The following is a 22,577-nucleotide window of genomic DNA, read 5'->3' as shown; positions in this document are numbered from 1 at the left end:
AAACATGATACAGCCGATAAAACATAACGCCATCAATTGGGTTGATGGAATGAAAGTTTCGCAAACCCATTTTAACGATCAGGATAATTTTATTATTGATAGTGTAAGAGACTCAAATTCTTTACAGATCAATAGTTTTAATTATGGTATTTTGCCCGTTGCAGGACAGTTTTCTGAAAAAACAGTGTTCGAAATTTACAGTACAGCCACGAATGATGCACAGCTTGTTATAAAAAACTGCAGCGCAATCACGTTAGCTGGATATCGAATTGAAATTCATGATTTTAGCGTTAATGTAAGATCGCTTGCAAAGAATATAAATACCACCGAAGAAAACATTGATGGTGATTATTATATTTTGATCTCGGTAAATCCTTTTAATAAAATTCCTTACGGAGAAATTGATCCGGAAGAAACACCGCCACGCCACCCACATACAAAACCCAATTACACCATAGAAATGGTAGATGTGGCATCATTGAACAGCAATTTAGCGGGTGGTAACTACATCGTTTTGGGCAAGGTCAACTTCAAATCAAATTTTGCGCAGATCGACACCGATTTTATTCCGCCAACCACCTCGCTGCAAAGTCATCAAAAGATGGTGGATTACTACACCGGATTCGTGCGTTCCGTCTCAAACTTACAACAGTATACCTTTAAAATTTTACAGAAAGCTTCTCATAAAGATCAGAATACGGCCTTAGCGACCAACGTTCATTCCTTATGTAAAGTCCTCATCAATACTTTGGCTGATAATTATTTTCAGTTCAAAAATATGGCGATGGATCAACCGCCAATTCATTTGATCAATATTTTTTCAAAAACAGCGTTGCATCTTTATAATGCCACGCAAATTATTCCGAATGCGGAATTGGAAGAAATGCTGAATTACAGTTTAGAATGGAGTGAAGTGGCGCCTCATACTTTTATCGGGCAGTTAACGGTAGTTTCAGAAATAACTTATGATCACTACAGTTGTGGCGAATATTTAAAGAATATTCAGTCGATGCTCAATTGTCTGGAAATTGTTTTTGGAAAACTGAGTGAGTTGGATTACATCGGTCAGCGCAAAGAGAATATTATTGTAACCGAGCAGGAAGTGCGATCTAAAACCGATCCTAAGAAAGGTTGGAGTGTATTGGATTAAGAAAAATAATTAATAATGTTTGCATTATAATCATTATAATTTACTTTTTAATAAATATATGTCTAACTTTTTTTCTAACTTTAAAAAATCATTAAACAATCTTTTCGAAATAAAGGGTAAGAAAGAAATAAATTTAACTAAAAAAACATCGAATATGGCAATGTACAATTATGGTGTTGGTGGAAACGAAATAAAAGTTGACGCCAACGAAGCAATTCAGGAAATTCAGGAGAATAGATCCCTGATTGTGAGTCAATTAACCTCGGATGAGACCATGATTCCGGAAATTGTTAGAGGATTAAAAACAGTAGAAGATGTTTTCAGACATTTCGAGCCTGCTGTTTCCGTACAGCACGAAAAGGAAGATGGTTCCATTGTTGACGAAGAGTTTCGTTTTCAGACTTTGGGGGACTTTACTCCAAAAAATCTAACCCAGAATTCCGCGTATTTGCAGCAATTAAGTATTGAGCAAGAGCAATATAATAAAATCTTGCGCCAGTTGAAAAATAATAAAATTCTTCGCAGCATGCTCGAAAATGAGCAGACAAAAACTGCGTTCATAGAGGTTCTAAAAGAAGTAGCCAACGAGTTAGAAAAATAGACATCATCAAATTAAAAAACTGTTATGGAAAATAAAAAACAAATGGCTGCTCAGGAAGATAATCAACAGCAGCACCAGCAACAACAAGCACCACAAAGACAGAAGAATCCGATTGATGAATTGGGTAAAGTAGGAGGCTTTGGTTTTGTAGAAACGGTGATTGATGGTATCGCAAACATGAACCCTACCAGAAAAGCGCGTAAAGAAATCTTCATTAATGATCAAAATAAGGAAACTGAAAGAAGAGATCTTTTAAAGAGAATTAATCTTTGGGTTAATCTTTTAGAAAATAATAAATCGGTAGAGGAAATGGCAGAAGCTTCTAAAAAGAAAGCCACTTCTGCAGAAAATAATCTGAAGCACAACCTTAAAAATACTTTGGATACGGTAAGAGAACTGGAAACATCTTACAGAACCGTTGCACAGTTTTATAAAAATACAGAGTTGGACAAGGTGGATAATGTGAGTATCATGAACGCCACTTTAGAGCAGATAAAAGATATAGACAATCCATTATTTATCGATGCGGTTGCCGAAGAATTTAAAGAAAATTATGACCGATTAGATCTTCGCGACAATTATTCAATTTTGGCGGTTCCAGGTTATTTAGGTTCTAATAAAGTAATTGAAAAATGGGCCAAAATCTGTAACGAGAATAAAGTGATGATGGTCACTGATTTCGCAAATCTTGACAAACCGGATGATGTTGTAGATCTTTTCCATTCTGCAAATCTTACCGGTGGTGAGATTCACAGAAGTAATGTAATTATGACCTGTAATTACCTTGTAGGGCGCGGAAAAGCGGAAGAAGTAGGAGAGGAAGAAAATGTAGATCTTCCACCTTCAACTTCATTAGCGGGGAAAATCCACAGAACTTTAATGTCTCAGGTTGCGGCAGGTAAAAAGCACGGAAATATCAACGAAGTAGATGCGGTAAAATTCAATTTGAAAAAGAGCGAGATTTCTCAGTTAGAAAAAATGGGCTTGGTACCGATGGTGAATGAGTACGGAAAAATTATGGCCTTCTCTGCAAAAACATTATTTACCGGTGATAATATTGGATTACAAACCTATTCTGTAGTTCGTGTATTTGACTATGTGACGAAAGTACTTTTGGATTTCTTAAACAGAAGAGCTTTTGAAAACTGGACTCCAAAAAACGAAGACGATTTAAGAAAGCAAATCGTAACCTTCTTAGATGGTATTAAAGGTGCAGATAAATTGATCGAAAACTTCAAAATTGTAAGATTCGAGCAAGATAAAGTTAACAAAGACCGCGTTTGGTTAGACATTCGTTTAACGCCGTATTTCCCAACCAAAAGTTTTGTAATTAAACTGGATGGTCACAAAGGTGATGATGGTAATGAGTGGGAATCAAGTTATAACCAAGATTAATTCTTATAATTTTAAAACTTAGATAGAAAAGCCTTATGAAATTTCATAAGGCTTTTTGTTTTGGCCACTTTAGATGTTTAGCAAGGTTCTTATTTATTTCAATTTATAATTTTAATTAAAAGGTAGATAATTTCTTTAACATATCATATTCATCATTTAAAGTTTTCTATGATTTTTTTTATAATGTTCTGTTAATCATTAGGTTGTGTTTTTTAATTTATCTTTAATTTTTAAAAAGTAGTAAAACTACTACAATTTTCATTTTATTAAAAAAAGGTTCGTTATTTATTTTTAAGACGTGTAGCTTTGAGTATCAGATAACCAAAAAATAACAGGTAACACTTAAAATCGAGAAATCATGGCAGCAAACAATTCAAGAGCAATCTTAAAATTCAACAACGGAGAAGATCAAAAAGTTTTAAAAATGAACTACAGCGTAGCACGTTCTACGGATGTTTCAGGAAGAGTAGCCTCAGATCCTTCCAATGCGATTATTAAAGTAACGGTAGAAGCAACCGAGAAATCAGACATCATCGAATCTTTATTGAACGGTAAGTATAAACCAACAGTAGGAGAGGTGACATTCAACAAATCTCATGAAGAAGGAACTTTAATTAAATTGAACTGGGAAAATGGTTATGTTATTCAGCACGAAGTAGAATTTGATGCAATCGACAGCAATAGTATGTTGGTTAGTTTTGTAATCAGTGCAGAGAAAATTACTTACGGTGGTGGACAATACGAAGGTATTTGGCCGGGAACCAAATAAATCTGAACTTAAACGGAGGAGTAATGCATTTCAAAAAAGTGCATTATTTTGTCGTTTACATATCTGCCATTTTTAATGTTAAGTCAGATTTTAAATTACCGATTGTATAAACAAGAGTAAATGATCCGTTAAAATATTATAGATAATAATCAGTTTAAATAAGAAGAAGAATTTACGATTGATCATTATTATGAAGAATTATTGTTTAAATCTTACCTAAAACAACTGTAAAATTATGTTCCAAAAAAATAATACATCTAAAAGTAGACAGTCAGATTCCGAAACCGTTGATTTGTGGGAAAAACAACCCACTTCAAAAATATTTAATGCAAAAGGTATTATCGAAAATGCACTGCATGGAATCAACCGCGTGGTTAAACTTCTAATTGTAATTGATGGACAGATCATTCACAATTTTAAACATTTTAAATTGACGCAAAGTGCCGTAAAACACCATCATTTCAGCCTAATGATTCCTCACGATGCAATGGGTGAAGCAGAAAGTTATAATTTAGAAATTGGTCAGAATTTTCTGGGTAAAAGATTAACGGTTGTTTTTAGATATAAAGATGTTGAAAAAGGACCCGAAAGAACGTTTGTCGGCGTGATTACAGAAGTGGGATTCAGCCAGGAAAAAGGAAGTCTGGGCGATATCATCATCACAGGATTCAGTCCCACTATTCTTTTAGATGCTTCTCCTCATACCCAAAGTTTTGGCGGCAGCAAATCCATCAGTCTCAACAGTATTGTAGAAAATGTAATTAAACAGGGACTAAACAAAAGCTCCTACGATTATCGGATCGATTCTAAATATGGAAATCTGGACTACAGTGCCCAATATGAAGAAACACATTACAATTATCTCGCTCGAATGGCCGAAGCATACGGAGAACAGTTTTTCTACGATGGTGAAGTCCTGCATTTCGGACAATTACCGCCCTCTGAAAAACCAATTACCCTCAAGTACGGAAGCAATATCAATGACATAAAAGTCCGAATGAAAGCACAACATGTGCAACCTTCATTCTATGGTTACAACAGCAGTGAAAATCAAAAACTGACTACTGGTGTCTCGTCCATCGACCACAAATCAGATATCGCAAAACGGGCGTACACTATTTCTCAGCAAACATTTACAACTCCAGCCTTACGATTGGCGCCAATAAAGGCGAGTACCGATATGGATATTGGCGCTTCGCAAAAAAGTAGCGCTGGAAGTAAAGCGGTAGAGGTTTTCGTAACATCGGGTACGACTACCGTTCCGTTTATGTATCCGGGATGTACTGCAGATATAGAGATGAGAAAGCCCGGCAAAGTGACCACGAGCTATTTTACGAAGTTAATGATTACCGAAGTTACGCATGAAGTGGATGCACGCGGATATTATACCGGAACCTTTGAAGCCATTGCGGCGGATACTGGTTTTATGCCACGTCCGGAATTTGAAATGCCCAGATCTGAAGTTCAGGTAGCGCATGTTGTTTCTAATACTGATCCCAAAAATCAAGGTCGTGTAAAAGTTCAGTTTGATTGGCAGCGTGGTCCTGACACTACCGATTGGGTTCGTGTCATGACTCCCGACGCGGGCGGCAGTGATAAAGTAAGTAAAAACAGAGGATTTGTGTCCATTCCCGAAGTTGGCGATCAGGTCATGGTAGGTTTCCAGCATCAATTACCCGACCGGCCTTTCGTGATGGGGTCTATGTTTCACGGCAAAGTTGGCGGCGGTGGCGGAAGTGGTAATAATGTGAAGAGTTTAAGCAGTAAGAGTGGGAATATTATTTGTTTGAATGATGGCGCAGGTATTGAAATAAAAGACAAAGCTGGGAATTTTCTAACGCTAAGTGGTGCAGGAGATGTTACGACGCAAGTCAGCAACAACAATGTTGAAACCATTGGCAATGAACATACCACCAATGTTGCTGCAAAAAGTTCACTTAATGTGGGAGAGGGTGCAGAAGCTAAAATGTCATTGGACAGCTCGGGGAATATTTCGATCGAGGGAACTACCAAAATTGAATTGAAAGTTGGTGAAAATAGTATTACAATCACAAAAGAAGGAATCACCATCTCTTCGAAAGCCGGTATGCTGGATCTCAATTCAACGGAGAATGCAATTTTGGTAACCAAAGATAAGTTAAGTATCCACAGCCAGTCGATCATGTCAGTCAATTCAAGCGACAGTATTTCTATTACGGGTTCTCAAGTAGATATTAATTAAATTATGGAGTTCACAAAATACGATATAAGGGAAGGAAGTACGCTGGAATCAATTGCAAAAGAAAATGGCGTAAGTGTAAAGGAATTAATCGATTTTCATAATTCAAAGGTTCCGTTGACCCAGCAAATTCATAGTGATTACATTCCTTTGCATATCAAAGCAATTATGTTAAAACCGGAACTCCAAAAAAGTGGTCAATTGACCAAGCAAATAGAGGTTGATTTTTCTAAAATAATTTTAGGATTTAAGAAACAAGCTCAATATAAAGTAGAAATTGCAACCTCCTTATTCTTCTTAGGTAAACCCATCAGTGAAAATAAAATTGAAAGTATTTGGGCCGTCGATTATGATCAGACAAGTAATACTGTTCAAATAGAAGTTTTAGGTAAAAAAAATATTAAAATAGATGGTCAGATAAAACCATTGCTTGAAGTAGTAGAAAAGATAAACAAAACAACAGAGTTTTTACATCTTCAGTTAAATCCCGACAAAACGGTAAAAGACGTGCTAAACGTGAAGCAACTGTTAGAAAAATGGGAAAATATAAAATTTGATGAATTAAAATCTTTGGAGCTGGAAGATGATTACTTTAAAGTAATTATAAAAGCCTACGATGAGGAGTTTACCAACCTTTCAAAAAGTTTACAGATGAATATTTTGTATCAGATTTTCTTTTACCCTCAGGGAGCAATAAAAATTCCGATGCATAAATCCACTTTATTAGCGGAAAACAAAAAGACAATGTCGCAGCTTTTCCCACAACAGCATATTCATTATGATTTGAATTATAGAAGTAAAGTGTTAGAAGATGAGATTCAGGTTGCGTGTACAGCATCGCCTGCAAAAAATTGGAAGTCCGATTTGCTACAGGGAGAATATAAGAAGAATTATGCGCAACTCATACCTGATCATTTTCACTTTGATTACGTTTTAGAAGGTAAATATATCTATGATTCCCAGGGCGTATTACGACAGTGTAAAAACTATATTAAAGAACAGGCAAACGATAAATTATTTTATATCGGAGAATACAATATAACCCTTTTAGAAGAGTAGATGAATGCACTAAATTAAAAATCAATGAGTCAATTATATGTTCCGGATGGTACCTGGACCTTATGTACCGAAGGCAAAAAAATTCCACGTATACAAGTGAGTTCCCAATCAACTGTAAAAATCGCTGGTGGCAAATTAGCAGCGACCAAAGACGATCGGTTTGATGGAAATTTTATATGCTTTAAAATGACCATTGCAGGTGCGGCTTTGGGGGCGGTAGCTGCGATTGCCATTGCTGCGACGGGCGGCGCTGCTCTTGGAGGGATTTTAGCGGTCGCGGCGGGATCCGGCGCGGGCGCTTTAACTGCAAGATTGCCGAGTATATGTTCCTTATTATGCAAACCGTCCCAGTGGACAGAAATTCACCCAAAAGTAAAATTCGAGCAAAAAGAAGCCTTGTTGCAAAATGCCACTCTAAGTTGTCTTTTGGGTGGATTGGTTACCATAAAATTGCCGAACTTAGATTTGTCTATCGATTTGGGACTTATAGCGGGAGAAGATGTCTACAAGGATAAAGCGAATGATCTTACAGGACTTGACGAAAAGAATAAGAATAAAAGTAATGCCTCCCCAGAACAAATTGCCCGTATTGCAGATTATAACAGACTGGAGGAAAAAGATATGAGAGCTTTAGGTTTTGATCCAACGGATTTTCATCCAAGAAAAGCGGACGGTTCAATAGATGAAGGTTTTTATGCCCAACTCTATGAAAAAGACGGCAAATATGTGTTGGCATTTAGAGGAACCCAGGAAGGTCCTGATATTGTAGAAGATGGGGTGCAGGGTATTGGAATAAGTTCAAGCCAATATGATCAGGCAGCGAAATTGGCTCAAAAGGTAAAAGATAACCAATATACAGGTAATAATACAGTAATTACCGGACATTCTCTGGGTGGCGGTTTAGCGGCCATTGCCGGCGGAGTTACGGGTTATCCGACCTACACGTATAATGCGGCGGGTGTGCACGATAAAACTTTGAAGAGAAACAGTGTACATCGAGAGTCTATGAATAATGTTCAGGCGTATAACGCGAGTGATGATCCCTTAAATCTCGCTCAGGATAATCGGGAATCAGTTGTGGGAGCGATCGGCAGTAAATTCCCAATTATCGGTTCCGTGCTGGGACTTAGTGGGGCTTTGCCGAGGGCTTCCGGCCAACGCATGCAAATAAATACAGACGTAGGAATTTTAAAGGGCCACACCGCCATTCACATTGTTAATCAACTTGAAAAAGAATTAGCGGAAATGGGCGGTGGAAATTCAACCGTAATCTCAAATGACAGATAAGATGAAAATAACAGTTCTATTTTTAGCAATTTTAATAAATACAATCAGCTGCATGAATACCAACGAGAAAATAAGTAAAAATACGCCACCGCCGGAAGAGTTTTTTCAGGGAAAAGATTTGATAATGGCCAAAGCAATCGCTGAAAGTAATATCACCGAGATTGAACGGTTAATCGCCCGGGAAAATTATGATGTGAATGTCAGAGGTCAAGTGACAAGTCATGGTAGAGTACAACAGTTTACTTATTTGAATTATGCAGTTTTAATTAGAAATGTAAAATCAGCTGAAAAATTATTGCAATTGAATGCCGATGTTAATTTGATCGCACTTGATGGAGGCGGTCAATTGGGAAACATGAATATTGCAAGTGGAGGAAAAAACAGATCCTTGATGGAATTGCTTTTAAAGTACAAAGTGAATTTAAATAATCCATTGGCCGAATCGCCGGTAAATCCATTATTGATAGGAGATTCCGATAAAAGTCTGATCACATTATTGATTGAAAACGGCGCTGATCTCAATCATCAAAATTATATTGATGGAAGCACACCCTTATTCACGGCTTTAAGTATTGGCAAATTTGAGTACGTAAATTACTTCTTAGATCAAGGTGCCAATCCGCTTCTCTTAGATTCGAGTGGTAATTCGGTCGCTTATTTGGTACAAAAAGAAATAGAGGAAGGGCGCCTAAGTGATTTCGGTTTAAAAGAGTATTCTAAATTATTAAACCGCTTCAAAAATGAACTTCGTATTCAATTTCCTTTAAATAGAAATAATAGAAAAAGTTTAGAGCAGAGCATTTCCCGCTATGAAAATCTAACAAAAGAAGAGAAAGATCTGTTGGGATCAGAAGAATTGGAACGCATTGATAAATACAGAAATAGCTTGTCGAAAGGAGTAGACCTTATCGAAAGGCCTTTGGATTAAAGGATTTTATATAATAAATATTAAATTGATTTTTGCCGTGATTCTCAAAAAGTAGTAAAACTACTACAATTTTCAACTTAATTAAAAATCGTTCGATATTTGTTTTTAAGCCCCGTACTTTTGAATTATTAAATCAAACAAAATATTAATTAAAATTTAGAAATCATGGCAGCAAACAATTCAAGAGCAGTCTTAAAATTTAACAACGGAGAAGAATCGAAAGTATTAAAACTGAACTACAGCGTAGCAAGATCTACCGATGTTTCAGGTAGAGTAGCTTCCGATCCCTCCAACGCAATCATCAAAGTAACAATCGAAGCGACAGAGAAATCAGACATCATCGAATCGTTATTAAACGGAAAATACAAACCAACCGTTGGTGAAGTAACCTTCAACAAATCTCATGAAGAAGGAACGTTGATCAAACTAAATTGGGAAAATGGTTACGTAATCCAACACGAAGTAGATTTCGATGCAGTTGACAGCAATAGTATGTTGATCAGTTTCGTTATCAGTGCGGAGAAAATCACTTACGGTGGCGGACAATACGAAGGTGTTTGGCCGGGAATGTAATCAAACACATTCAAATAAATAATAGCCTCACTTATGAAAATATTTGGGGCTTTGTTTTCAGTAGTTTTCAATTTTAGTGGTAAGGCTTTATTTTAATGACTAAAGTTGTTAGTGCTTTTTTTCCTTTTTATTTGTAGCTCAACTAAAGTGACGAAAAAAAAATCAATTAATTTTTTGGCCTTTTTTATAGCAATTAATTTAATTAATTTAACTTAGTTGAAACTTAAAACATTCTATTTTAAAATGATGTGGTATGGAAGATTCCTTTTTAATATATGAAGTCAAAGATACTGATTCGCTTGGCTCGATTGCAGGAAGCATAGGCATGACTGCGGAGGAACTTCGGGATTTTCATAATGCCAATTGTCGGGAAGCCGGCCTTTTATGGTTTAATGGTTTGACTGGAATTCAAAAAGTGCTTATTCCAAAAAATTATAAAAGTGCGACTCAGATAAGAAAGGAAAATTCAGCTGCAGCCCCTTCTAAAAGCGTATCTCCGGAATTTTATGCAGAAACATATCAGGTTGTAGAATCTTATGAAAGTGATTTCGAAAATAAACTCGAAATTAATTACACGCTTGATATTCAGCTTACCAAAATTGAAGAAAATCATGTAGAAAATTTCGTCGCATCTGTCCACTGTTATGATTTTAAAAAGAATGGAGAAAAGCCGGATGATAAAATGAGCGAACTTTCGATTGCCTGCGCGGAAAGTATTGCACCGATCAAATTCATCATTTCCAATGAAGGAAAAATTTCCGGAATTTTTAAATTTGAAAAACTTCTTAAAACTTTTGAAGAAAAAAGAAAAGACTTAGAAGATTTTTTTATCGGTGAAGTTTCAAAAAAATATATAGATAAGTTTGCCGAAAGTTTATCCAATAAAGAATATTTTGAAAAGCAGCTTCGTTCGACTTTGTTATACCAGGTTTTATTTCCGAAAATGACCTGGTTTCACAAGTATGATGCGTGGAGGGATGAGTTCTATTTAGTGAAAAATTCTTTCCCTTTAAATTGTATTTGTAAGGCAGATTTTATTCATTTGGATGAGGACCAAATTCAAACAGATATTAAAGGAGAAATTGAAGATAAAATCAGTCTGCAGGAATTGCTGACTGGAAGAAAATTTGGTGAAGTGCCAGAAGAACCTTTAATTGGAGTTGTAGAAATAAAATATACGACACAAAAAAAGACGAAACAATTAATTTCAGCAGAAGCAGGCATTGCACTTTTGCAGGAAGGTGAAATCTACAGAAAACAAAAAATATCAGTTTCACAAAATTAAAATAATGGACGATTTCAATAAAATGGGAACTGGAAAATTAGATAAATATAATTCTTCCACTTCAAAAATGGCTGATGATAATGCTTCTCCGGCGAATGAGGAAAATCATGAAAATGGTTCTTACGAACTGTCGGCAGGGAGCGATGAGGTTGCAAGTTCTGTAAATAAACCTGAAGATGAAGCAACGGTCAAAAATGAAAATTCAGCCTCTACAGAAAATCCTGAAGGAGATGATAAGGAAGAAGAGAAACAGGAGCAAAGTGAGAGCAAATCCAGCGAACACGATGGTAAATATTTTGTGATCCCGAGAGGGAAGGCGATGTGTAATAAAGGAACAGCTTTTCCAAATTTTAAAGTCACAAGTCACCAAAAACATTACTGGAACGATGCAGAAGGACAGGCCGATTATCTCGCCGTAACCGAAGATGATCTTACTTTTAATCCGCCGGCTGCACCCTTTGGCAGCTGCTCGGTGAAGAATGGCAATCCCTGCACTTTCGCACCAGCCGGAAAATGGCAAAAGCCGTATGAGAAAGTAAAAGTTATGGGTAAAAGCTGTTTAACCGAAGCTTCAGAATTGATGTGCTCCATCGGTGGAAAGATTACGGTGATGAAACATGGGCAGCAAAGTGAGGCCGGTAAAAGTAATGCAATCGATGCAAATTCAGCAGAACAGGAAATATTAAATCCTGTTGTGGATTATGATGAATTTAAAGAAGAGATTGAAGAAAATGATGATCGCCATGCGTGGTAATTGTAAATTTTAAATTATGGCAAAAGGAGGAGTTTATAGAATAAAGGGGGATAAAAGTCCCTTGACTGGCGTTAAAACTTTCTACAATGTTGTAGAATGGTATGCAGATACGCCTTTGGCGAAGAGAAGAGAAGAGTTAGTAACTTGGGAACTGTTTGTCAAAGGAGAAAATGGGTATAGAAGCACCGGGATTAAAAAACGAGGGATCAATCATTTTACTTTTGGACCCAACGCGCACAAGTTTTCTTATAAAGTAGAAGGGTATCTCCATGAAGCTGAAGGAAAAGAACCAATGGCAATTTTTGTCCAGCCTCAGAAAAATGAAAAAGCAAAACCTGTAGAAAAGGATATTTTAGGAGTCAGTCTCACTTATCATGATGGATCTAAAATTACGAAAGCACTTAGTTACAGAGATCGTCTGAAAGCTACAGCGAAATGTCAGGGCTTGGAAGGCTTAAAAATTGTTTTTACTCTTTGGGAGGATGATGAGAATAAGGCGGGACACAACACAAAAAATCAGTATATCACGAAATCTCCGGAGATAGAAGTTGACAGTAAAGGATATGCCCGCTGGAATTTTACGCTTCTAAATACCTTTATCAATCTTGCCAACAAAAGAGAAGATGACAAAAAACAACACGAATACTATGTTACTGCAGAGTATGTGGGTAAATATAAAAGTTCGGCAAATGTGAATGTTAACAATCCCAGTGCGAGCGCCCCTTCCTCATCTTTCAAACCAAAGCCGAAATCAAGTACGGCAAAATTCCCTACCAATTCTGCCTCACCAAAAAAACAGTCGGATCCGAAAGGGAAAATTTCAAAAGCAGAATTCGTTGATGCTAAGGGAAATAAAATAAATTCTGCAAAGATTGATACTAACGCAATAATTAAAATTACCGGTGAAAACGTAAAAGGCAAGACAGTCAAAGTTAGGATATGGGAAGAGGATACGATCAACAATGATCTGTTGTTCGAGAGAAATTTAGTGTTAGCAGGAAATGAATCTTTCTATACCGTGAAACTGACTAAACAAATGTACGATAAAGGCCAAAGATATGAAGTTGAAGGTGATACTCAAGAGTTTTTTATTGAGATTGAGCATTTAAGCATTATTACCGAATCATCAAGAATAGACGTGGGCCTGCATGAGGCCCCGAGAAGGCACGAATACGGGAAGTCGCCCGCTATTAAAAAGAACGATGAAAGTCCAAGAAAACCCGAAAGTTGTGTATGTAAAGATGAATACAAATTAATATGGGGCAATAGAATACGCTGTTCTGAGAGAAAAAAGGTAGTAGAGGTTTGTAAAAATATCTGGGGAGAATCAAAGAAAATAGAGAAAGCTAAGGAACTGATGGCGATAATGCATTTGGAAACTGCCGGCTCATTTTCACCGGCACAGAAAGGGGTGAGTGCAAGAGGGACTAAATATATTGGCCTTGTCCAATTTAGCGAAACTACAGCACAATCTTTAGGAACGACCTATGAGGCCTTAGGAAAAATGACATTTCTGGATCAAATGACTTATGTCGAAAAATACTTGCAGAAAAACAAAGATCAAATGAATACTTTAGTTGATTTTTATCTGCAGGTTTTAAATCCAGCCGCTGTAGGAAAAGGTTCTGATCCTACCTATAAGGTCTTTGATGAAAGCATTTCCGTCCCCGATGGGGATGGTAGTAAAACTTCAGAAAAACAACGGTTAATAAATATTACAAAAGATCCCTGGGTCAGGAAATATGGGTATGCCTCAAATCCACCTTTCATGAAGGGTGATGAACGTAAGAAAAGAAAAAAATGGGTTTATACAAGGCAGAGATTTGAAGATCGGTATGGTTACGAAAACGGAAATACCACCATAAAGGAGATTGATGACGTTGTAAGACTTGAGCATTATAATCCGGGACAAGCGGAATTGTACATTGACATATGCGAAGACAAACCAGTCGAGAAAAAAGATGATCAGGGAAAAAGAGCGCCGTGGATGAAAATCGTACTGGAAGAGGCCAAAAATTTTGGAGGTTATGCTGAAGGTGATGATCCACTATATTCAAGAATTAAATCTGAATATTTTGCAATAAAAAATGAATTTACCACAAAAAATACAGATCCTTCAAAAATTTCTTGGTGCGCGGTTTTTGCAAGCTGGTGTTTGCAAAAAGCCGGATATGCTAATCCAAGCACATGCAGAGCGCTGGAGTTTAATCCTGACTATAAGCATGATGGTCCGAATAAACCTGATAGAGCCTCAGGTATGAGAAGAATAAGTAAACCCTGCTACGGATGTATAGTGGTTTGGAAAAACACTAAAGGTGGAGGTGGACATGTGGCATTTTATTATGGAACTGATAGCTCCGGAAATATTATTCCTTTAGGTGGTAATCAAGGTAGCAGTTTAAAGTTTAGCAGTAGAAATCCGAATGGAGATTACGGACAAAAAGTGGTTGGATACTTTCTACCAGATGATTATCCAGATAATCCAGAAGATGAATTTACGGACGAAGAAAAAAGGCTCGATCCAAAAAAGCTTAATAAAAGTTCTCTACTAAAAAAATCTAACGAAGCCGTAAGTGGTAAAACAACTTAAATCTTTTATGAAAAAATTAATAATATTTTTACAATTATTGAATATACTATTATTTTCTTGTCAAAAACAATCAAAAGTAATGGTCGAAAATGGTAACATGAAAAATAACAGTATTATGAGTAATGAAATTAATATATTGCAAAAGCAATTAGCAAAAGGTTTGAAAGCAACGATCGGTGATGCAGTAGATTATCAAATTGAGTACACTGATGAAGATTTAGCTATTGAGGGAATCATTTTAGAAAATATTCTACGGAAAAATGGTTTTAAAGATATAACACCTACAGAATTCCAAAGTAAAGTTAAATCTGTATTTAACAGAGAAATAGATTTCTCTTCGAATAAAAATTTTCTTTATTTGAACAATTTTTCGGCTTGTGATAGGACGCCCATTTACTATCAAAATAATGGAATAGATTATAATGGTATGTTCTTATTTAAAAATAACAGACTTATCGCTCCGTTATTTACGATCCCTGAATTAATTGATTACCATAAAAATTATCCGGACATTATTAATTTTGAAAAAAAATTACCTACGGAATTTAATACCAATTCCGGGGAGTTGGTAAAGGTGCGGAAATGGATGAACGAAAAAGATTTGCAGACTGATAGATATAATAATATACAAATTATTGTCGCACGCAACAAATATCTTTTTAATGACAGCAAAGCGGATTTTGTGTGGTTAAAAGGTAATGATAAAGATTTTTTAGAATCTTTAGTGAAAACTTTTGGCTATACAATGGATAATGATTTATTAGAATTTGTTTTGAAAGACAATTATAAAGATGAATCCAATCTTGAAGTCGTTTTGTGGAATCAATTGTGCGACGGAAATATTAAGGTGAACAAGGAGGTTTTTGAGATTGTTAAAAAATGGGACGCAAAAGATGCAACCTTGTTCTCACATAAAGTTCAAGCTGCGATGAACAACATGTTAAAAAGGATGAATGAAGATAAATCTATTAGTTTTATTAATCAAGCAAAAGCACTGGGTTTAATTGCTTATTATGCCACAAAAACTAATCAAGACTTTTATTATCGCTTTTTTCCACTTCTTAATGACCCTGACTTTGATGCAGAATTTAAGAAAGCCAATTACTACAACATTCCCGATTTTAAAGAAATTTATGAGGATGCAAGATATGGTGGTATTGGTCAAGCAGAATAATTAAAATATTCAAAATAAAAAGCATTCGATTAGTTTTTAAGTAAAAGTCTAATGAAAGCCTTTGTGCAGAACCGGCGCGTGAATTTTCTCTTACAAAAAGAGAGATTAATTATCTTAAAGAATTGTGCGCTAAAAAGAGGGAGAGGTTAAAACTGTATATCATGCTGTCCTTTCTCTTATATAATAAATAATTATATAATAGATGAAAAATTCATTAAGATTTCTATTTTTTATAGGTGTGATTACAACTTTTGGATTGAATTTAAATTCATGCTCAAAACTTCAATAAAAGCAGATAAGCCCAAAATTGAAAATAAGGTAGTTACTTCAAAAATTGATTCCGCAGCAGATGGAAAGATGACCTTCTTCCAAATGCCTTCACTTCAAAAATTAGCAAATGAATCGCCTGTACTAAAGGCGGAAGCTTTCGGAAATGCCAATGAAAAAATCAGATATATAGTAGGAGATATAATAATCTTATCTGTTGATGAAAAAATAGTCTATTTAAATCTTTTGCCTAAAACTTCCGAAGATGACAATTTTTATATTAATCTAGTTATTCAAAACAAAACTGATAACATTCCAAAAATTGCGAAAGAATGGCTGATTAATAACGAAGATGGTAATTCAATTATTCTAGCAGAATTTTATGAAAATTATAAAGATGAAATTTTAGAAATTCTTCATAAAGAAAAAATACAACTTTTAAATAAAAATCTTTCTTTAAAACCATATGGTCAAATAGAAGACACGTCTTTTATAAGCACATACAGGAATATTGAAAATGATATGCAAGTATTAAGTAAAGTTCAAATTAATTTTAGCGATCAAAAATCAATTTTTCTGGATCAAAATTCAAAGAATCAATTATGTGCAGAATGTAATTCGATATTGCTTTTTAAGGGAGATTTTCTCGGAGAATTAACTGATGATAATAATTCTACAAAAATACTCGTTTTGGGATTTTTAGAACAGATAGATCATTCTCCCAGCGCTTTACACCTAAGGTTTTTGAACCTACAATAAAAAATTTTCAAAGCTTTATGCGAAGTCTGTTGTTTGGTTAGTCAATGGTCTGATTAAAATATAAATAATGTATAAATTTTTTTATATATAACATTTCTGCGCGCATTTGCATCATTTTCTTTTCAAAAAAGCAATTTTAAAAACAGAGTCTTAAAACATTACTAAAATAAAAACTAATACGTTTAATGTAATTTATTACGATAATAAAAAAATCAAAGCAGTTGATTGATAGGAATATGACGGTGAAAACAATGATAAAATTATTAACTTATATTAGATTACATGAAAACTAAATTTGATGAGAATGGAAATACTTTATAGTAGAAAAATAATAGCTCTTTTTATAACTTTACTTACGATTTTATATAGTTGTGAAGAGCAGAAAAATAGCGTTGCGCAGCAAGATTTAAAAGAGAATATTTTAGTAAAAAATAATGCTGCGAAAAATGATGATATCAACTTTTTTAGCAAAAAATTTAAATCTCCATTTGAATTAGTCATTGACGAGTCAAATATTTCTGATCATCCTTTTCAACGTTACCTAGATTGCGCAGATGAAGGGTATTTTTCAATTCATTATATACCAAAATCAAAAGATGACAAAACTTTTTGGGAAAAAGAATTTTACAGCAAAATTGATTTTAACACCCATAATTTTACCAAAGATTCACCTAAAATAAAAAAATTGATTAGTGATGATTTTGCAAATTATAACATCTTCGCAGTTTGGGTTAAAGAAAAATTCTTAGAAAAAAATAATGGGTGTACTGTCGAAAGCATTTATTTGACCAAGAATGCAAAAGCCGATATTTTTTATTACAACAACCACACAAAAATTTGGGAAAAGGTTAAGGAAGGTGTGATTGTAGAAAAATTACCTCCTTATTACGATAGTGACTATTTCACTTCTGAATTCCCAAACCTATTTTCAAATCAAAAGGAGACCGTTGAAGAAGAACAGAACATAGTTAAATTAAATGGGAATTGGGCGGTAGATTGTAGAAATGAGTTAACTACTTTAGATATTAATAATGCAACTGGGTTTTTATCTTTAAATAGTAACAATGCGATTTTCATTAACTTAAAAGTTGAAAAAGCAGCAAACAAGAACGCGTACAATCTTAAATACGCAAGTTTATCTTCCCAACAAGCTTATTATAAAGATCAATTAATGATCGTAGATGAAGAGATTTCAAAAGAAAAAGTCATCGGTCAATTCATTATTAAAAACGATGGCAAAGCAGAATTGCTTTGGACTGGTTTGTACAATATAAAAAAACAAAAATTAGAGTTTGCAGGAAAAGATTTCTTATTAATCAGTGAAAATGGCGGTCGCACTCCTGTCATTCTTGAGCGATGTGACTGAGATAAATTTTAATAAACCTTAGGATTTACCTGCGATATTAAAATACGCTAATAATGACTTTTTTTAACGATTTCAGTATTGAGAAAGGAGAGTCTTTTGAGGGAATTATGTCTCATAAAAATGGGATGAATGGAGATTTGCGCTACCTCAGAAAAGATAAAAAAGGAGGGTCAACAAATCTGTTTAACAACGGGGAATTGACCGGATGGAAAGGGTTGGATGCAGAAAGACAAAACAACTTTAACGACGCTTTATATAAATTTGGTTGGAAAAGCATGTTATCACAATATTATGGCGATAAAAAAGAAAAACTATTGAATCACGCTACCAATGATAAAGACAATAATCATAACGATCACCTGCATATTCAGGGGTTTAAACCAACTTTAAAAGAAACTACATAATGAAATTTATTTTGTGCCTCCTCCTTTTAATCCAAATTCAAAAATGTAAACCGGAAAATGTTGCCATCTCTCAATTTGATGGAAAGGAAAGATTGAAAGATCAAAAAAGTCATATTGATACATATCTGATAAACTTTGTTGAAAAAAGTCTGATTGGTAGCGAAATTTTAGATCAAAAAAAAATAACTGAATTAAAAAACACATTAAAAATTGCGCTTTCTAGACAAACTGAAAGACCCTATATGTGGGATGTTTTTGTGTCTTCAAACAGTGATTTGCTGCAATTTTATGATTATAAAGTTTTCACGATTGAGAACTCTAAATTTACATCATATTATTTTAAAATTAATTATGAAGATGGAAAATATGAGGGGATTATATTATTAAATGAAAACTCCTCAAATGAGTATAACAGCATGATTGTTTATGAAGAATTAAAGTCAGAAGAAAATTATCAAAGAACTACCGAAATTGAAGACAATCAAATAAACATAAAATTCGCCAGTAGTAACGATTACAAAAATTTAACGTTTAAAATGGTAGACGGGGTTTTCTTGGATTATTTTGATAAACAAAAAATCGATCAAAAATGGGGTAGAAAGGAGAATAATGATGTATTGGAATACGAGCTTAAAGGAGATACCAAAAACCATTTAAAGAATGGTTATTGGATAGAGAAAAAATATTCCGTTGAGTATGGGAAAAATGTAATCGAAGATGGAAATTATAATTCCGGCATCAGAAATGGAGAATGGAATTTTTCTGTTGATGGACCTGTAGATCAAATAAAAACATATGATAAAGGTAAAGTTATAAAAACCTTATTTCTGTAGGAACGTTAATATGAATAGCTATTTATATGTTGGTGTTAATCTCTGCTTGCCGAGGAAAAGACCTTATATTTCCTTAATGTACTAAAAAGAAATAGTTATAGACCATCAGCATTTCTTTGCTGAGATTGAAATTTAATCTTTAGCTGTTAGATTAGCGACAATTTAAGCAAAACAAAAGGGAGACGAAAAATTTTCTCCGGATTTGGAGGCAGATTTGGTTGAGCCTTTCAGCGGTTTACCAGACGGTGAAGATGAGTATAACGATGTTTCGATGGGATATGATGGGGGCGGAGCTCTCAGTTCAAATGAAGATTTAGATTCAGAAGAACCAAATGCTGCACAGAATCCCGAAGAGGGAAAAAGCTGTGAAAACGAAGAAGAAAAGGAGAAAAAGGAAAGCGGAAGTCAATCCAGCGAACACGACGGCAAATATTTTGTCATCCCAAAGGGCAAAGCGATGTGCGACAAAGGCACAACCTTCCCCAATTTTAAAGTTACGAGCCACCAAAAACATTACTGGAACGATGCAGAAGGACAGGCCGATTATCTCGCCGTAACCGAAGATGATCTTACTTTTAATCCGCCGGCTGCACCCTTTGGCAGCTGCTCGGTGAAGAATGGCAATCCCTGCACTTTCGCACCAGCCGGAAAATGGCAAAAGCCGTATAAGAAAGTAAAAGTGATGGGCAAAAGTTGTCTAACGGAAGCCTCAGAACTAATGTGTATCATTGGTGGAAAAATTACGGTGCTAAAGCATGGGCAGCAAAGTGAGGCGGGGAAGAGTAATGTTAAAAAAGCCAGTGCGAAAGAACAGCACGTCTACAATCCTTTAGTGTATTTTGAGGAGTTTCAGGAGGAGATTAATGGTAATGAAGCAGAAGTCTGGTAACATTTAAAAAGAAAAGTTATGGCAAAGAAAGGAGTATCAGCAGTTTCTGGAAATATCATTCCAGTAGTGGGCCAAAAATATAATTATAAGATTGCTTCATGGTATCCGGCTACGTCTGCTTCCGAAAAAAATCCCGCAAAAGTTACCTGGGAATTGTATAAAAAACGGAAGAACGGAAAATTTACTTCTACCAATATCAAAAAAATTGGAGAGAGTGATTTTACTTTTGGCGAAGCTGCCGCCGGAGAAACCTATCGCCTGGAAGCTTACTTATATAAACCGGAAGGGGGTGGACTCATCATTACGCCTAAGCCTGCAAAAACTCCGAAAATAAATAAAGTCGAACTTTTTTATGTTGACGATACAAAAGGCACTTTGTTCAGTTTTATGGAAAAGCTCCGCGCTCGCGCCAATTGTGTGAACATGTTGGGAAAAGAACTCGTTTTTACACTTTGGGAAGACGATGCAAAAGGAGCAGGTCACAATACGAGTAACCGTGCCATTGATGCGAAAAAAGCAAAAGTAAATAAAAATGGGATTGCTGTAGCAGAATTTTCGCTCACTACGGCATTAATGTTGAAAGCGGCGCAAGGCGAAGCCGATTGCAAACTGGAGTTCTACGTCACGGTGGAATATTACAAAACAAACAAGCATGCGACAAATAATGTCAACGTAAAAAATCCTTATCCGCAGCAATCAACGTCAAGAACAACTTCACCACAGACTCCGGCAAAACCGAAAGCTAAAAGTTCCCCGGCTGCTCAGAAACCTCCAAGTAAGAAAGAAGAAAAGGGAATATGGGATAGTTTTACTGATAGTGTTTCACAAACAGGCGGCGAAATATGGGATTGGGCAGAAAGCTTAGGAACAGCGGTTATGGAAAAATCACCAACGACACCTAAACCGGAAGGGAAAGGAACTTCTGAGGTTAAGAAAGTGGAAAAACCAAAAGAAAAATTTGAAAAGATAACTGGCTTAGGTAAAGAAGCAGTCCTCTATATTTCAAGTGAAATCGCGACAGAAATTAAAGTCAATAAAAGTGATAAAATAACTTCCTATCCTGATTATGGTGGATTTAATGGGATGAATGAATACAAAGAAGGAGGAAAACTTTATTGTAAAAAACTTCCAAATGGTAAAAGTGCATTCCCACTTTATAAAATGTACATTTATAGAGGTAGTAAAATAGGCGAAGCTGTAAAAAAACTAAAACAGGACCTGGAGAACCAAACACATGAGAATGCCGAATCTACTATTTTAACAGTTGCCAGACACGCCCAAACTAACAACAAAGATTATGGTAAAAGTGGACCATTGCCACCAAATACAATCACATCGCTATATAGGTTAAGATATATGCAGGCCTGGAATCATGCAAAAAAGGAAAGTTTTAGATATAGAATTGTAAGTGATACTACTTCAAACTTAAAAATAGTTGAAGATATATCAAAAGAAGTTTCAAGTGGTGCAATGACTTTAGGAAATAGAGGATCTATTTCAATAGATCCTTGGAAATCAAAAGATTTAATAGGATGCGTAGGAATTAGAGCAAGTGATGGTACAAACCACTCTAGTTATTCGACAGAGATAAAAGATTTAAGTGCGACTAATTACAAATACGTGTACCATTCTTTGAATAATTATTTGGAAACCATAGTTCCAGAACTTACAGGTGTTTATGGTAGGAGAGGATATTCAAGTAATGGAAAAGTTATTGTAAAACCATCTGAATTTAAAGAAGAAGTAAAGGTTTTTGTTCTGGTTGATAATCTTCCAGAGATATCTAAAGACGAAAAACTTTTTAATGAAGAAGATGCAAGAAAAGCATTACGGATAATACACGATAAGTATGGTAAAGACATTGCAGTTATTGTGGAAAAAATGTACAGATTAGAAACAGCACATTTTACTTCAAAACAATATAAACATTGTGGAACTGGTGGGATGGAAGTTTTTGGAAGTGCTCCATATTATGGATGGGACTCTACAACGTATAAAAATCACCCTGAACATACTCCAATAGGAACTTGGAGTGCAATGGAAGGTGCTGGACTGAGCGGAAAAGGGGGAAATGTGCAACAAACAAATAAACCAAAAACATTTGTAAAATTGCCAACTGTTTTGGCGGGAATGGAATATAAAGCAGAATATATTAAAAGATATGATGGAAATTATGCACGCTGGTTTAATAAGGATAATGCTATAGCACAAGAAGCATATAGAGAATCTCTAAAAGGTATAAAACCTAGAATTGTAGACGGATTTTAAAAAATAAA

At 35.2% G+C, this 22,577-nt stretch carries 19 protein-coding genes; all 19 read left to right on the top strand.

The window, feature by feature from the left end; translation table 11 throughout:
- Positions 1–4: 4 nt before the first annotated feature.
- The 19 genes from EIB73_RS08210 (at position 5) to EIB73_RS08120 (ending at position 22,569) form a co-directional block, all read left to right on the top strand.
- On the top strand, positions 5–1,150 hold the full coding sequence (locus tag EIB73_RS08210) for a hypothetical protein (RefSeq protein WP_125024377.1): 1,146 nt from the start codon (positions 5–7) through the stop codon (positions 1,148–1,150).
- A 154-nt stretch (positions 1,151–1,304) separates the two neighbouring features.
- Positions 1,305–1,751 (top strand): type VI secretion system contractile sheath small subunit, encoded by a 447-nt coding sequence (locus tag EIB73_RS08205; RefSeq protein ID WP_185144613.1) that lies wholly within the window; start codon positions 1,305–1,307, stop codon positions 1,749–1,751.
- Between the two features lie 24 nt (positions 1,752–1,775).
- Positions 1,776–3,146 carry a DUF5458 family protein gene (locus tag EIB73_RS08200; protein WP_125024373.1) on the top strand — a complete coding sequence of 457 codons (1,371 nt, stop codon included), beginning with the start codon at positions 1,776–1,778 and terminating at the stop codon, positions 3,144–3,146.
- Between the two features lie 358 nt (positions 3,147–3,504).
- Complete coding sequence (tssD, locus tag EIB73_RS08195; protein WP_125024371.1) at positions 3,505–3,915, top strand: type VI secretion system tube protein TssD; 411 nt, start codon at positions 3,505–3,507, stop codon at positions 3,913–3,915.
- Positions 3,916–4,150: 235 nt separating this feature from the next.
- Positions 4,151–6,136 (top strand): type VI secretion system Vgr family protein, encoded by a 1,986-nt coding sequence (locus tag EIB73_RS08190; RefSeq protein WP_125024369.1) that lies wholly within the window; start codon positions 4,151–4,153, stop codon positions 6,134–6,136.
- Positions 6,137–6,139: 3 nt separating this feature from the next.
- Positions 6,140–7,192 carry a hypothetical protein gene (locus EIB73_RS08185; protein ID WP_125024367.1) on the top strand — a complete coding sequence of 351 codons (1,053 nt, stop codon included), beginning with the start codon at positions 6,140–6,142 and terminating at the stop codon, positions 7,190–7,192.
- Positions 7,193–7,216: 24 nt separating this feature from the next.
- Positions 7,217–8,479 (top strand): PAAR-like protein, encoded by a 1,263-nt coding sequence (locus tag EIB73_RS08180; RefSeq protein WP_125024365.1) that lies wholly within the window; start codon positions 7,217–7,219, stop codon positions 8,477–8,479.
- Between the two features lies 1 nt (position 8,480).
- A complete protein-coding gene (locus EIB73_RS08175; protein ID WP_164467870.1) occupies positions 8,481–9,407 on the top strand; it encodes an ankyrin repeat domain-containing protein in 927 nt (308 codons plus the stop codon).
- A 165-nt stretch (positions 9,408–9,572) separates the two neighbouring features.
- Positions 9,573–9,980, top strand: coding sequence for a type VI secretion system tube protein TssD (gene tssD / locus EIB73_RS08170; protein WP_125024361.1), 408 nt, complete (start codon positions 9,573–9,575; stop codon positions 9,978–9,980).
- A 253-nt stretch (positions 9,981–10,233) separates the two neighbouring features.
- The gene (locus tag EIB73_RS08165; RefSeq protein ID WP_125024359.1) at positions 10,234–11,265 is read left to right on the top strand and encodes a hypothetical protein; all 1,032 of its coding nucleotides are present in this window, start codon (positions 10,234–10,236) and stop codon (positions 11,263–11,265) included.
- 4 nt (positions 11,266–11,269) lie between these two features.
- Positions 11,270–12,019: a DUF4280 domain-containing protein gene (locus EIB73_RS08160; RefSeq protein ID WP_125024357.1), complete on the top strand. Its 750-nt coding sequence runs from the start codon at positions 11,270–11,272 to the stop codon at positions 12,017–12,019.
- Positions 12,020–12,035: 16 nt separating this feature from the next.
- On the top strand, positions 12,036–14,609 hold the full coding sequence (locus EIB73_RS08155) for a CHAP domain-containing protein (RefSeq protein ID WP_125024355.1): 2,574 nt from the start codon (positions 12,036–12,038) through the stop codon (positions 14,607–14,609).
- Positions 14,610–14,616: 7 nt separating this feature from the next.
- Positions 14,617–15,783: a hypothetical protein gene (locus EIB73_RS08150; protein ID WP_125024353.1), complete on the top strand. Its 1,167-nt coding sequence runs from the start codon at positions 14,617–14,619 to the stop codon at positions 15,781–15,783.
- A 270-nt stretch (positions 15,784–16,053) separates the two neighbouring features.
- Positions 16,054–16,809 (top strand): hypothetical protein, encoded by a 756-nt coding sequence (locus EIB73_RS08145; RefSeq protein ID WP_125024351.1) that lies wholly within the window; start codon positions 16,054–16,056, stop codon positions 16,807–16,809.
- Positions 16,810–17,113: 304 nt separating this feature from the next.
- Positions 17,114–18,175, top strand: a complete 1,062-nt coding sequence (locus EIB73_RS08140) for a hypothetical protein (protein WP_125024348.1) — start codon at positions 17,114–17,116, stop codon at positions 18,173–18,175.
- A 53-nt stretch (positions 18,176–18,228) separates the two neighbouring features.
- Positions 18,229–18,579: a hypothetical protein gene (locus EIB73_RS08135; protein WP_125024347.1), complete on the top strand. Its 351-nt coding sequence runs from the start codon at positions 18,229–18,231 to the stop codon at positions 18,577–18,579.
- Entirely contained in the window at positions 18,579–19,412 is an 834-nt protein-coding gene (locus tag EIB73_RS08130; RefSeq protein WP_125024345.1) for a hypothetical protein, read from the top strand. Before EIB73_RS08135 ends, EIB73_RS08130 begins: the two co-directional genes overlap by 1 nt.
- A gap of 202 nt (positions 19,413–19,614) precedes the next feature.
- Positions 19,615–20,301 (top strand): DUF4280 domain-containing protein, encoded by a 687-nt coding sequence (locus EIB73_RS08125; protein WP_228411217.1) that lies wholly within the window; start codon positions 19,615–19,617, stop codon positions 20,299–20,301.
- Positions 20,302–20,319: 18 nt separating this feature from the next.
- Positions 20,320–22,569, top strand: a complete 2,250-nt coding sequence (locus EIB73_RS08120; RefSeq protein ID WP_125024343.1) for a hypothetical protein — start codon at positions 20,320–20,322, stop codon at positions 22,567–22,569.
- Positions 22,570–22,577: the final 8 nt, after the last annotated feature.

The sequence above is a fragment of the Kaistella carnis genome (assembly GCF_003860585.1).
Taxonomy (GTDB): domain Bacteria; phylum Bacteroidota; class Bacteroidia; order Flavobacteriales; family Weeksellaceae; genus Kaistella; species Kaistella carnis.
This window is presented reverse-complemented; position numbering and strand designations above follow the sequence as displayed.

Excerpts from the sequence above, each read along its gene's own strand:
- EIB73_RS08120 (WP_125024343.1), top strand. The coding sequence starts at position 20,320 with ATGGCAAAGAAAGGAGTATCAGCAGTTTCTGGAAATATCATTCCAGTA.
- EIB73_RS08145 (WP_125024351.1), top strand. The coding sequence starts at position 16,054 with ATGCTCAAAACTTCAATAAAAGCAGATAAGCCCAAAATTGAAAATAAG.
- EIB73_RS08140 (WP_125024348.1), top strand. The coding sequence starts at position 17,114 with ATGGAAATACTTTATAGTAGAAAAATAATAGCTCTTTTTATAACTTTA.
- EIB73_RS08205 (WP_185144613.1), top strand. The coding sequence starts at position 1,305 with ATGGCAATGTACAATTATGGTGTTGGTGGAAACGAAATAAAAGTTGAC.
- EIB73_RS08135 (WP_125024347.1), top strand. The coding sequence starts at position 18,229 with ATGACTTTTTTTAACGATTTCAGTATTGAGAAAGGAGAGTCTTTTGAG.
- EIB73_RS08180 (WP_125024365.1), top strand. The coding sequence starts at position 7,217 with ATGAGTCAATTATATGTTCCGGATGGTACCTGGACCTTATGTACCGAA.
- EIB73_RS08165 (WP_125024359.1), top strand. The coding sequence starts at position 10,234 with ATGGAAGATTCCTTTTTAATATATGAAGTCAAAGATACTGATTCGCTT.
- EIB73_RS08200 (WP_125024373.1), top strand. The coding sequence starts at position 1,776 with ATGGAAAATAAAAAACAAATGGCTGCTCAGGAAGATAATCAACAGCAG.
- EIB73_RS08130 (WP_125024345.1), top strand. The coding sequence starts at position 18,579 with ATGAAATTTATTTTGTGCCTCCTCCTTTTAATCCAAATTCAAAAATGT.
- EIB73_RS08190 (WP_125024369.1), top strand. The coding sequence starts at position 4,151 with ATGTTCCAAAAAAATAATACATCTAAAAGTAGACAGTCAGATTCCGAA.
- tssD (WP_125024361.1), top strand. The coding sequence starts at position 9,573 with ATGGCAGCAAACAATTCAAGAGCAGTCTTAAAATTTAACAACGGAGAA.
- EIB73_RS08160 (WP_125024357.1), top strand. The coding sequence starts at position 11,270 with ATGGACGATTTCAATAAAATGGGAACTGGAAAATTAGATAAATATAAT.
- tssD (WP_125024371.1), top strand. The coding sequence starts at position 3,505 with ATGGCAGCAAACAATTCAAGAGCAATCTTAAAATTCAACAACGGAGAA.
- EIB73_RS08185 (WP_125024367.1), top strand. The coding sequence starts at position 6,140 with ATGGAGTTCACAAAATACGATATAAGGGAAGGAAGTACGCTGGAATCA.
- EIB73_RS08155 (WP_125024355.1), top strand. The coding sequence starts at position 12,036 with ATGGCAAAAGGAGGAGTTTATAGAATAAAGGGGGATAAAAGTCCCTTG.
- EIB73_RS08150 (WP_125024353.1), top strand. The coding sequence starts at position 14,617 with ATGAAAAAATTAATAATATTTTTACAATTATTGAATATACTATTATTT.
- EIB73_RS08175 (WP_164467870.1), top strand. The coding sequence starts at position 8,481 with ATGAAAATAACAGTTCTATTTTTAGCAATTTTAATAAATACAATCAGC.
- EIB73_RS08210 (WP_125024377.1), top strand. The coding sequence starts at position 5 with ATGATACAGCCGATAAAACATAACGCCATCAATTGGGTTGATGGAATG.